Source organism: Rhizobium sp. BK538, from assembly GCF_014197575.1.
Classification (GTDB): domain Bacteria; phylum Pseudomonadota; class Alphaproteobacteria; order Rhizobiales; family Rhizobiaceae; genus Rhizobium.
Genome location: NZ_JACIFT010000010.1, coordinates 14,319 through 26,623, shown reverse-complemented (window position 1 = coordinate 26,623; position 12,305 = coordinate 14,319). Strand labels below are relative to the sequence as shown.

The following is a 12,305-nucleotide window of genomic DNA, read 5'->3' as shown; positions in this document are numbered from 1 at the left end:
GGCTCTCAAAAACCTTTCTAGTCTGCTTTAAAACCAGAGGGTGGGCGTCCGCAAGCGGCACCGCAAAACAAGAAGAAAACAGGAGATATCATGAGGTCAACTATCGCAAGACTTGCAGCAAGCGCCGTTGTGCTCGCGTTCGCCGCTGCGCCGTCCTTTGCGCAGGAGCGGGTGGTCAACGTCTACAACTGGTCGGACTATATCGACAGCTCCATCCTCGAAGACTTCACCAAGGAAACCGGCATCAAGGTCGTCTACGACACCTTCGATTCCAACGAGACGGTTGAAACCAAGCTGCTCGCCGGCGGTACGGGCTACGACGTGGTCGTGCCGAGCGGTGACTTCCTGCAGCGCCAGATCCAGGCCGGTGTCTTCCAGAAACTCGACAAATCCAAGCTGCCGAACCTCTCCAATATGTGGGATATGATCCAGCAGCGCACCGCCATGTACGACCCCGGTAACGAATACGCGGTGGACTACATGTGGGGCACCAACGGGATTGGCTACAACAAGAAGAAGCTCGCCGAAATCCTCGGACCGGACGCAAAGGAGCCGGGCCTTGAAGCAATCTTCGATCCGAAGGTTGCTGAAAAGTTCAAGGATTGCGGCATCTATGTTCTCGATGCACCGAAGGATGTCATGCCGTCAGCCTTGACCTATATCGGACTTGACCCCAATTCGAGCAAGCCGGCCGATCTGCAAAAGGCCGGCGAACTGCTGGAAAAGGTACGGCCCTTCGTTCGCAAGTTCCATTCCTCGGAATATATCAACGCCTTGGCTAACGGCGACATCTGCATCGCCTTCGGTTACTCCGGCGACATTTTCCAAGCTGCCAACCGTGCGACCGAAGCCAAGAACGGCGTGGAGATCGGCTATTCCATTCCGTCACAGGGCGCGCAGATGTGGTTCGACATGATGGCGATCCCGGCGGATGCCAAGCATGTTGCTGAGGCGCATGAATTCCTCAACTACCTGATGAAGCCGGAAGTCATCGCCAAGGCCAGCAACTACGTGTTCTATGCCAACGGTAACAAGGCGTCGCAGCAGTTCATCGACAAGGCAGTCCTCGAAGACCCGTCGGTCTATCCGAGCGAGGACGTGATGAAGAAGCTCTATAGCGTCACCCCATGGGATCCGAAAACGCAACGCACCGCGACCCGGATCTGGACGAAAGTCGTCACCGGCCAGTAATTGAAATCAGGCCCGGTCGGCAACGTCCGGGCCTTTTCTTACGCCGATCGCAGGGGACGTCGGCTTCCAAAAATAATACTCGGGGCACAATATGAAGTCACTCGGCAATATCCGCCGCTCCTTTGCACCGTGGGCAGACCCTACGTCGAAGCCCTTCATCTCGTTTAACAACGTCACGAAGCGGTTCGGCGATTTCATGGCGGTCGACGACCTGTCGCTGAACATCTATCATCGCGAATTCTTTGCCCTGCTGGGGGCTTCCGGCTGCGGAAAATCCACGCTGCTGCGCATGCTCGCAGGCTTCGAACAGCCGACCTCGGGCGAAATCGTCCTCGACGGTACCGACCTCGCCGGAACGCCGCCATACAAGCGTCCGGTCAACATGATGTTCCAGTCCTATGCGCTCTTCCCGCATATGACGGTTGAGAAGAACGTCGCCTTCGGCCTGCGCCAGGATGGCATGCCAAAGGAGGAGATCGCCGAACGCGTTCTGCAGATGCTGAAGATGGTGAAGCTCGAGAAGTTCGCCACGCGCAAGCCGAACCAGCTCTCCGGCGGCCAGCGCCAGCGCGTGGCTCTGGCGCGTTCCCTTGCCAAGCGGCCGAAGGTGCTGCTGCTAGACGAGCCGCTCGGTGCGCTCGACAAGAAGCTGCGCGAGGAAACGCAATTCGAGCTCATGGACCTACAGCAAAACCTCGGCCTGACCTTTGTCGTTGTCACCCACGACCAGGAAGAGGCGATGACTATGGCCGACCGCATTGCGGTCATGAGCCACGGAAAGGTAATCCAGGTCGCGACGCCCGCCGAGATCTATGAGGCGCCGAATTCCCGCTTCGTCGCGGACTTTATCGGCGACGTCAACATCTTCGACGGCAAAGTCGCCAGCGCGAATGACAGCACCGTCGAGATCGCGGTCGATGAAGATTTCTCAATTAGCGTCATCACCCCCGAAAAGCCGGCCATGGGCTCGTCCGTCGGTTTTGCGATCCGCCCGGAAAAGCTGAAAGTCTCGCGCAAGCCTCCAGCCAATCCAAAGGTGAACGCGGCGTCCGGGGAACTATGGGACATCGCCTATCTCGGCGACATGACGGTCTTCCACGTGAAGCTGAAGAACGGCAAAGTGGTCAAGGCCTCGCTCCTTAATTCCCAGCGCGCGGTCGACGATCCGTTCATCTACGATCAGGAAGTCTGGATCACCTTCGCCGAGGATGCCGGCGTCCTCCTCAAGGATTGAACCATGGGCAAGCTCGGTTCCACCTTCTACAATCGCCTGGTCATAATCATTCCATATGTCTGGCTGCTGCTGTTCTTCTTGGCGCCGTTCTTCATCGTTTTCCGTATCTCGCTGTCGACGACGGCAATCGCCATGCCGCCCTACGAGCCGGTCTTTTCCCTCGGTGACGGCTGGGCCGGATTCTGGGAGAAGGTGAGCACCTTCTCCTTCGACAACTACAGCTATCTGATCGATGATCCGCTCTACATGAAGTCCTACATATCGAGCCTGGTGATCGCTGGGATATCGACGTTCCTTACGCTTTTGATCGCCTACCCGATCGCCTATGGCATGGCTCAGGCTCCGCGCAGCATCCGTCCGACGCTGCTGATGCTGGTCGTCCTGCCGTTCTGGACGAGCTTCCTGATCCGCGTCTACTCCTGGATCGCGATCCTGAAGCCGGAGGGACTGTTCAACCAGCTGCTGCTGTCGCTGCATGTCATCGACAGCCCGTTGATTATCCTGAACACCAACGTCGCAGTCTATATTGGCATCGTCTATTCCTATCTGCCGTTCATGGTACTGCCGCTCTACTCGTCGCTTGAGAAGATGGATGGCACTCTGATCGAGGCTGCGCAGGATCTTGGCTGCACTCCGATCAGCGCATTCTGGCGGGTGACCTTCCCGCTGTCGCTGCCGGGCGTCCTCGCCGGCTGCATGCTGGTCTTCATCCCCGCGGTCGGCGAGTTTGTTATCCCCGATCTGCTTGGTGGATCGCAGACGCTGATGATCGGCAAGACGTTGTGGAACGAGTTCAACGCCAACCGTGATTGGCCGGTCTCTTCGGCGGTGGCGACGATCCTGCTGCTGATCCTGGTGATCCCGATCGTGTTCTTCCAGAACGCCCAGGCCAAGGCCGAAGAGCAGGGGAGATAGACATGCTGAGATGGACCCGTTTCAACGTCGCTTCCGTCGCGCTCGGCTTTGCGTTTCTTTATCTGCCGATCGTTCTGCTGGTCGTGTTTTCCTTCAACGAGTCAAAGCTCGTGACCGTCTGGGGCGGCTTTTCAACCAAGTGGTATGTCTCGCTCTTGCACAATCAGGCTTTGCTTGACGCCGCGTGGGTGACGATCCGTGTTGGCCTCCTCTCGGCCACCGCTGCGACGATCCTTGGAACGCTCGCAGCGATCGCTCTGGTACGCTACACGCGATTCCGCGGACGCATGCTGTTTTCCGGCATGGTCTATGCGCCGCTGGTCATGCCTGAAGTGATCACCGGCCTGTCGCTTCTATTGCTGTTCGTGGCGATCGGCCTCGACCGCGGTTTTTGGACAATCACGCTCGCTCATACGACGTTTACGATGTGCTTCGTGGCGGTCGTCGTGCAATCACGCCTCGTGAGCTTCGACAGCTCGATTGAGGAGGCGGCGCAGGATCTCGGCGCACCACCGGTAAGGACCTTCTTCGAAGTGACGCTGCCGATCATTGCGCCCGCCGTCTTGTCCGGTTGGATTCTCGCTTTCACGTTGTCGTTGGACGATCTCGTGATCACGAGCTTCACCTCGGGTCCCGGGGCCACGACGTTGCCGATGAAGATCTACAGCCAAGTCCGCCTCGGGGTAACGCCTGAGATCAACGCGGTCTGCACCATTCTGATCGGGATTGTGGCGATCGGCGTCATCTGCGCCTCCATGATCACGAAACGCCGCGAACTGCAGCGCGAGCGCGACGAGCGTGCAGCGGCAAACGCGCCGTGATTATTTGGTCGACCCCTGCTGCGTAATGGGAGCAGGGGAGATAACCGGCTCCGGCCAAGCGCCGCCAACGAAGAACGGCAGAGGCGGCAAACTGGTTGACGCCGTCGGATCGGTTGCTTCGATCGTGCCCGACAACGCCAATCCGTTCGATCGGTATGGGATGACACCGGAAAGGACGAGCGTCTCGAGCGGCCCTTCGATCCGTCCACCATGGATCGTCGCCGCGCCGTCCGCGAGATCGGCGGCGATGTCGAAATTGTCGAAGGCGAAGGCTTGGTGGGAGACCGCATTCAAGGGGAAGAAGTCGGCCCGTGCGGCCTTTTCGCGCACGGCTTCGGCATCGAAGCTCGGCAGAGAGCCCGAGCGCGCGCGGAAAGCGATCCTGCCGGTCACGTCGCCAGCGCCCGCCTTCCAGAGCGGCATCGAGGTCTTGAGCGACATGTCGAGAGAGCCGGTGGCAAGGGGAAGTGGTCCCCGGAGCTGAAGCCGCTCGATCAGGCCGGCAAAGTCAGCCCCCCGGATCGACAGCTGCAGCTTGCCGCCGCCGTCAAAATCCCCGCGCATCGCCTCCAGATGAGCAGACAGCGTGCCACCTTCAAACTGGCTGTCGCCGATGTCGAACTTCGCCTCGTTGCTGGAAACGATGATGCTCGCGCCGACATCCGAAAGCATGAAAGGCTCGATCAGGGCCTGCTTTGCGGAGAGCCTGAGGTCGAGGTCCAGCTTCTGCAGTGCACCGCCATCCGGTGGCCCATTTGCTTCACCGGCCGCCAGGCGAAGTATGAACGCATCGAAGAGCGATCTGAAATTCATCTGGTCGAAAGCCAGCGTGCCGCCGAGCTTGGCGCGTTTGCCTGGCGGAAAGGCAACGTCCATCACGCCCTTCGCATTCGATCCATTCATGCTCATGCTGACATTGTCGAAGCGAAACCCGTTTGGAACCGAAGCGACATCGGTCTCGATCGAGAAGGTCTTAAGGGTTGCAAGACCGGGCAGCGAGCGGTCGGCCCATGCCAGAAGAGCGGGAAGATCGCCGATGCTGACGGCCATGTTCCCGGAAAGGTCGAAGAGGTGCGAAATGTTTGCCAGTCCCTGGAACCGCGCCGTGAGCAGGCTCGAGGTCAGCGATCCGCCCATTTCGGCCTTCCTGCCACCAAAGATAAGCAACGGGCTTGGAGAGGAGAAATCGAGCTTGAGGTCCTGTCCGCCCGTCCTCGCGATAAGCACCGCTGTGATCGGGCTCGACAATTTGCGCCAGCTGACATCAGCGGTGACGCCGTCGAAACGATAAGTTCGGCCGCTTGATACGTCGGTGACATTCACCGTGCCGTCTTCGACGGTAATGGCCCCGACTTTGGCATCCAGCTTTTGGTCGAGAACCTCTCTCCCATCTTCCTCGCGCGCCCCTGCGATCGCCCTTGCCAGAAGCCCCTCATTGGTCCAGTCGATCACGCCGCTGCCTTCGCGAGTAAGCTGCAAGTTGGGACGAAGCAGGTGGAACTCGTGGAAGCTTGCACGCCCCCTGATCGCATCAATTAGGCTGAACTCGGCGGATAGGCTTTCGATCGTTCCCAGGAGCTTGTTGCCCTCGCCCTGCTGGTGAACCGAGATCTTGCTGAGGGTGATGCGAGGCGTCGGCCAGAATTCGATCACCGGCTTGCCGGCAATCTCTGCGCGATAGCCAGCCCACTTGGAGAGCGCATCCTCAATGCCGGAGCGAACGAGGCCGGTGGAAATCAGATAGGGGGCAGCGACACGAAGTGCCACGAAGATCGACAGGAAGACAAGCAGGGTAATCGTGGCAAGCCGTGCAAAGCCCGGCAGCCAACGGGTCACGGGCCTGATTCTTCTCCGCCATCGCGGTTGTCGTGACGTCCCCATACAATCCGCCAGTCTCTTCGGCCACTGCCCTTAATGCTCTGAAAGGCCGGATATATCAAATGCCGCTTGCTTGCAAATGCACGCCGCTGGCCGTGCTCGTCACTGCCTTTATAAGCTGATATTGCATGGTATATAGGCGAGCAAATAGGAGAAGTGTCGAATGCGCGACGATAAGCCACTCTGGATGCCTTCGCGAGCATCGGTCGAAGCGAGCCCGATGTACGCCTTCATGCAGCAGTGCAACTGCGACTTCGATCTGTCCCTGGCAAACTACCACGATCTGCACGCCTTTTCGGTCGCCGACAGGGAGCGGTTCTGGACGTCGGTCTGGGAATTCTGCGGCGTCAAGGGAGAGCGTGGACCTCGGGCGCTCGTCAATGGCGATGCCATGCTCGAGGCACGCTTCTTCCCCGATGCGACCCTGAATTTTGCCGAGAACCTGCTTTCCGGGGAAGGCGCCGGTGACGCACTAATCTTTCGGGGGGAGGACAAGGTTGCCGATCGCTGGAGCTGGGACCGGCTCCGTAGCCTGGTTTCCAGGCTGCAGCAGGCATTCAAGGCAATGGGTATCGGTTCTGGGGATCGCATTGCGGCGATGATGCCCAACATGCCAGAAACGGTGGCCTGCATGCTGGCGGCCGCTTCGATCGGCGCGATCTGGTCGTCCTGTTCGCCCGATTTCGGCGAGCAGGGCGTACTCGATCGTTTTGGCCAGATCGAGCCGAAGCTTTTCATCGCCTGCGACGCTTATTGGTATGGCGACAAGCTGCAGGACGTGAAGGGCAAGGTCGCGACCGTCACAAAGCGGCTCGGCGTGCCATGTCTGGTCATTCACTATGCCGGGGACGCGTCTGCGGTGGTCAGCGAGACGCCCGGCGCCAAGACGCTGGACGACTTCATCGCGCCGTTCGAAGCGCGTTCTGTCGAGTTTGTGCGCCTGCCATTCTCGCACCCTCTTTATATTCTCTTCTCGTCGGGAACGACCGGCGTTCCGAAGTGTATCGTTCATTCCGCCGGCGGCACATTGTTACAGCATCTTAAGGAACACCGGCTGCATTGCGGAATTCAGCCGGGGGAGAAGCTTTTCTATTTCACCACTTGTGGCTGGATGATGTGGAATTGGCTCGTGAGCGGACTGGCGGTCGGCGCCACGCTTTGCCTGTTCGACGGTTCGCCTTTTGCACCCGATGGTAACGTACTCTTCGATTTTGCGGCAGCCGAGAAGTTTGCCGTCTTCGGCACGTCGGCGAAATATATAGACGCGGTTCGCAAGAGCGGGTTGACGCCGCGCGCGAGCCACGACCTCTCCAGTCTTCGGCTGATGACGTCGACCGGGTCGCCGCTGTCACCCGAGGGCTTCACCTTCGTCTACGAAGGCATCAAGGAAGACGTGCAGCTCGCATCCATTTCGGGTGGTACCGATATTGTCTCCTGCTTCGTCCTCGGCAACCCTTTGCAGCCGGTCTGGCGCGGCGAAATCCAGGGGTCGGGCCTCGGCCTTGCCATGGATGTCTGGGATGATGAGGGCCAGCCGGTTCGCCAAGAAAAGGGTGAGCTCGTCTGTACAAAGGCCTTTCCGTCGATGCCTGTGATGTTCTGGAACGATCCCGGTGGCGCCAAGTACAGGGCAGCCTATTTCGAGCGTTTCGACAATGTGTGGTGCCACGGCGACTTCGCAGAATGGACCGAGCATGAAGGTATCATCATTCACGGGCGGTCCGATGCGACGCTCAATCCTGGTGGCGTCCGCATCGGTACCGCCGAGATCTACAACCAAGTCGAACAGATGGACGAAGTCGCGGAGGCGCTCTGCATCGGCCAGGAATGGGATGACGATGTCCGCGTGGTCCTCTTCGTGCGTCTGGCGCCCGGCGCATCCCTGACTGACGAGTTGGTGAAGGCAATCAAGAACCGCATTCGCACGGGCGCCTCGCCACGCCACGTACCCGCAAAGATCATCGCCGTTAGAGATATTCCCCGCACCAAGTCCGGGAAGATTGTCGAGCTTGCGGTTCGCGAGGTGGTCCACGGCCGGCCGGTCAAGAACAAGGAAGCGCTTGCCAACCCGGAGGCACTGGATCTGTTTGCGGGACTTGAGGAGTTGCGTGTCTGATCAAGGACGGTAACGGGCAGATTACAAGCTTTCACCTTTGAGAGATTGAAGGTCGCGGTAATCTTTCGTTAAGAAACGTTGGTCAAAAGTGAATTTAACTTGGGGTTGCGCATGAACGAAGCAGCCGGAGCTTTTGGCTCCCAAACATGATGTTGGACTGACTAAGCCCTTATTGATCAGCACCCGAACTCTCAGGCAGCCTTTTGGCTGCCTTTTTTCGTTCAGCCTGCCAGGACCCGTTGCGACGGGAAGGCGATCTCGACCAGCGTGCCTTCGTTGGGTGCCGAGCTGATCGCGAAAATCGCCCGGTTCGCGTCGACCATCGCTTTGGTCAGCGGCAGGCCGAGCCCCGTGCCGTCGCCACGGTGGCGCGATTGCGCGGAAACCTGGCGGAACGGCTTCATGGCCTGGTCGAGCTCGCTCCGGGTCATGCCGACGCCGGTATCGCGCACCCGTAAGACGACGCTGCCGTTTGCCTCGTAGGACGTGGAAACGACAATCTGTCCGCCCGCCGGCGTGAACCGTATCGAGTTGGAGAGGATGTTGAGCGCGATCTGCTTGATCGAACGAAGGTCGGCAACGACATCAGGCACGGCTTGGGAGAGGGCCGTGCGGATGATCACGCGTTGGCTGTTGGCCTGCGGCTGGAGTAGCGCTACTGCCTCGGAAACGGCCTCGTTGAGATCAATGGCACTGAAATCCAGGTCCATTTCGCCGGCCTCGATCTTCGAGATGTCGAGCAGATCATTGACGATATCAAGGACATGGCGGCCGGACCTGCCGATGTCGTTGGCATATTCGACATAGCGCGGATGACCGATTGGCCCGAAACGCTCGGTTGCCATCATGTCGGAGAAACCAATGATCGCGTTGAGCGGCGTGCGGATCTCGTGGCTGACCCGTGCGAGGAAATCGGTCTTGTGTTCGTTGGCGGTCTCCGCTGCACTCTTGGCGCTGCGCAGTTCATCCTCCGTGCGTTTCCACTGGGTGATGTCGCGAATGACCGCGCAATAGCCGCTGGAGGAGGTGAGACGCCCCATCGTCATGAAGAGCGGCACGAAGCCGCCGCCGGCCTCGCGGCCGATGACTTCCCGGCCATCGTTGAGCACGCTTGCGACACCGTGATCCGACAAGCCGCCGAGGTAGTCGAGCACAGCCTTCTGGCTTTCATGCGCAAAGAGCATGACGAAGGGTTTCGCGCGGGTCTCGTCTTCGTCGTAGTTGAACAGTGCACTCGCCGAGCGGTTCATCGAGCGGATGTCGCCTTCGGCGCCGATTACGACGACGCCGTCGGTAGCCGTTTCCAGGATCGACCGCAGCTCTTCTACTTCCACCTGCAGCTTGGCGACCTTCTCCAGCATCCTGTCGAAGGAGCGGGGCTCCGTCGGCGGTGCAGGGCGGGCGGGAACCGCCGCGTCACTTGCTGCCGGCATCAGGGCGAGCATCAAGGCGCTGGCTTCTTCCCAGCGGATGGACTGCAGCCGTGCCGTGACTGGAACGAGACTATCATCGACCGTTACAAGCATCATCGAGCCGGCGCGGCCGGCACCCTCTTCGAGCTCCGAGCGCTGCAGCAGCGCATCAATGCCACCGACCTCGCTCAGCGCTTCCAGCGTCTTGTAGCCGGTCAGTCGCATGAATTCCGGGTTGGCATGGATTAATTGGTCGCCAGCATGCACGAGGACAGCGACAGGCAACTGGTCGATAGCAGCGGCAGATAGCCCGACGCCCATCTTTGCGCGCGGCGGAATGAAGCTCGCCAGCATGTCCATTTGGCTGACGGTTTCCTCCAGCCCTTCGGTCACGTCGTCGTCGATCTCGTCGGCCGCCTCGGGTCCGTCGGCTGCAGCCTGTACGTCGTCAGCCTTTTTCTCTTCAGGCGAGGTGCCGACACTATCGTCCTCGAATGTGGACGATTCATCAGCGTGCATGCCGATCGTCGGTGTTTCTGCTGCCGGGATGTAGCGTTCTTCGCTTTCACTGACCGCAGGCTCGTCGTCGCGCGGTTCCGACTCGCGGACACCGAAGGCTTCGAGACGCTTGGCGATCTCGCGGAAATTTGCCTGCTCGGCTGAGGTCAGCTGCGGGCCGGCGCCGTGCAATTGCACGATCTTGTCCGTCAGGCGGCGGCTCGGATTTTCGACGATTCGTAAGGCCGGAGGCTCCGTAGCTGGCTGCGGCTTTGTCGGCTCGGCCGTCGTCACAATGTCGGCGTCGGTGGTGGTTGCGGCCTCTTCAGCAGTCCGCTCGGAAGCGGGGGCCACCGTTCCCGCCGCCGTCGGCTCGCTAGTCGCCACTTCATCGGCCAGCGCCGACAACGACGCCTCTTCGGAGGCTTCGATCGGTTGGTCGAGTGCAGCCGCGTCATTGATGATGCCATTCGGGCCAAGCGTCAGGCCGAGCGCCAAAGGATCTTCGGCGGCATCGGACAGGCGCACGACACCGAAGCCGCGGAAACCGTCGAACTCCCGGCTTCGGGTGTAAGTGGGCAGGGCCGCGAGATCGACCGGCACGGCGAGGCTCGTCCCTTCGATCGGCCAGTTGATCGTCTTGCCCGACCAGGTGTCGCGCCGCGCCAGGGCTTCGCTGATCTTGCCTTCCGGATCGAGGTTGAAGAGTGCCGAAATATCGCTGAACGGCGTGCCGATGATATCAGCCGCATGCGGCCCGACCGCTTCTGCAAATTCGCTCGACACTTCGCTGAACCGTCCTGCCGCGTCGATCTTCCAGACGAAACGGGTCGCGCGACTATTCGGATTGAAAACGAAGGCGCCTGCCTTGGCGGCCGTCTCCGGCTCCGACTGCTCGGCCTCATTGACGACGTCGGCATACTGACCGGATGCATCTACGTTTTCAGGCGCCGGTTCTTCCGCCGGTGTCTCTTCGACTGCCACGGCTTCATCGTCGAGGGCGGCGGCGGGTGCATCCGTCAAGCCTTCCGCCGTCATCTCGATTGCCGTAGGTTCTTCAATAGGCAAGGACTGCTCAACGGCCTCTTCCATCGCGGCCGGCAGCGGTTCGCCTTCTTGGCTGATCTCTGCAGCGGCCGGCTCTGCCTCCAACGCCTCTTCGGCGATTGCTGCAGCTTCCGCAGTCACCGCTTCGGCTGTATCGCTCTCATGGATGCCCTCTTCGGGCGGTTCTTCCATGTCTTCGATGCCGGCAATGGCATCGATAGCATCGACGAAGGTCGCGGCTTGCGCAAGCTCGCTATGGTTAACGGCGGCTGTGGATAAGTGTTCTGCCGCCGCCGGCGTGTCGATTGGGTCGAGGTGGCCGATCACGGTTTCAACGGCGAAAAGGAGGTTGAGCACTGGCTCGTCACTCAGTCGCCCGACGGCCGCCGGAAGGTAGCCTTTGCCCGTGGCAACAGGGCGCTTCACAAGGCGGTCGGCATGATCGCCGGCAAGTGTGATCATTGCCTTGGAGGTCTGCTGCGTGACACCTAGCGAGGCAAAGCCGGGAGAGGAGGCAATGATCTCGCCGTCGGCCCCGATAACGGCCATATGCGTGTCGGGATCGTCGAGGCCTCTGAGCATCTGTTCCGCGGACGCCTTTATCGACAAGGCATTGGTCGAAACCGGAAGTGACAGAAGAACGGCGCGCTCCCCGGATGCGAGGTGGATCAGTTCCACTGTTGCCTGAACGGGAACACGTTGGAAGCCCTTGGCAATGCGGATCAAGAAGTTGCGGCTGTCGCCGGCATTTACGAGCTGTCGCGCCGTCGCCTCCAACTGGCGAAAGGTGATGTCGGCCCCGTCTATGCCTTGGTCCAGAAGATCGTAAACCGCCGATTGCCCGAAGAGTTCGGCGCCGGCGCCATTTGCCCAGAGCGCGCGGCTGAGATCCGCCGACAGCAGGACCATCGCTTCGCCACGCGAAAAGCGGTCCCGCACCCGGGGATGCACGGCGATGTCGATGAACGGATACTGCACTGCGGGCATGATCGAACCTTTGGCTTCGGTCACCGTGAAATTAATAGTCTATTAATAACGATAGGCCGGAACGGGGTCTAGAACGGGGCCAGGCTTTCGGCTGGAAAGGTTAACGCGTTGTGCGTCGCACAAACATGTTGCAATGCACAAAAATCTGCGCTATATAATGAACATCTAACCTACGAGGCCATCACGCATGCCGAGGCAAAAGGAGC

Annotated in this window: 7 protein-coding genes; 5 read left to right on the top strand and 2 right to left on the bottom strand. The window is 60.0% G+C overall.

What is annotated here, in order from left to right; genetic code table 11:
• Positions 1–90 precede the first annotated feature (90 nt).
• From FHX09_RS13810 to FHX09_RS13795, 4 genes are all read left to right on the top strand, one after another.
• Positions 91–1,191 carry a polyamine ABC transporter substrate-binding protein gene (locus FHX09_RS13810; RefSeq protein ID WP_007796753.1) on the top strand — a complete coding sequence of 367 codons (1,101 nt, stop codon included), beginning with the start codon at positions 91–93 and terminating at the stop codon, positions 1,189–1,191.
• Between the two features lie 91 nt (positions 1,192–1,282).
• A complete protein-coding gene (locus FHX09_RS13805; RefSeq protein ID WP_132588351.1) occupies positions 1,283–2,425 on the top strand; it encodes an ABC transporter ATP-binding protein in 1,143 nt (380 codons plus the stop codon).
• A 3-nt stretch (positions 2,426–2,428) separates the two neighbouring features.
• The gene (locus tag FHX09_RS13800) at positions 2,429–3,340 is read left to right on the top strand and encodes an ABC transporter permease subunit (RefSeq protein ID WP_007796760.1); all 912 of its coding nucleotides are present in this window, start codon (positions 2,429–2,431) and stop codon (positions 3,338–3,340) included.
• 2 nt (positions 3,341–3,342) lie between these two features.
• Complete coding sequence (locus FHX09_RS13795; protein ID WP_007796763.1) at positions 3,343–4,161, top strand: ABC transporter permease; 819 nt, start codon at positions 3,343–3,345, stop codon at positions 4,159–4,161.
• Here FHX09_RS13795 and FHX09_RS13790 read toward each other — a convergent pair whose 3' ends face one another.
• Positions 4,162–6,042 carry an AsmA-like C-terminal region-containing protein gene (locus FHX09_RS13790; protein ID WP_132588352.1) on the bottom strand — a complete coding sequence of 627 codons (1,881 nt, stop codon included), beginning with the start codon at positions 6,040–6,042 and terminating at the stop codon, positions 4,162–4,164.
• 160 nt (positions 6,043–6,202) lie between these two features.
• Here FHX09_RS13790 and FHX09_RS13785 point away from each other — a divergent pair, with 160 nt between their 5' ends.
• Positions 6,203–8,155: an acetoacetate--CoA ligase gene (locus FHX09_RS13785; protein WP_132588353.1), complete on the top strand. Its 1,953-nt coding sequence runs from the start codon at positions 6,203–6,205 to the stop codon at positions 8,153–8,155.
• Between the two features lie 221 nt (positions 8,156–8,376).
• Here FHX09_RS13785 and FHX09_RS13780 read toward each other — a convergent pair whose 3' ends face one another.
• Positions 8,377–12,099, bottom strand: coding sequence for an ATP-binding protein (locus FHX09_RS13780; RefSeq protein ID WP_184450241.1), 3,723 nt, complete (start codon positions 12,097–12,099; stop codon positions 8,377–8,379).
• Between the last annotated feature and the right edge of the window lie 206 nt (positions 12,100–12,305).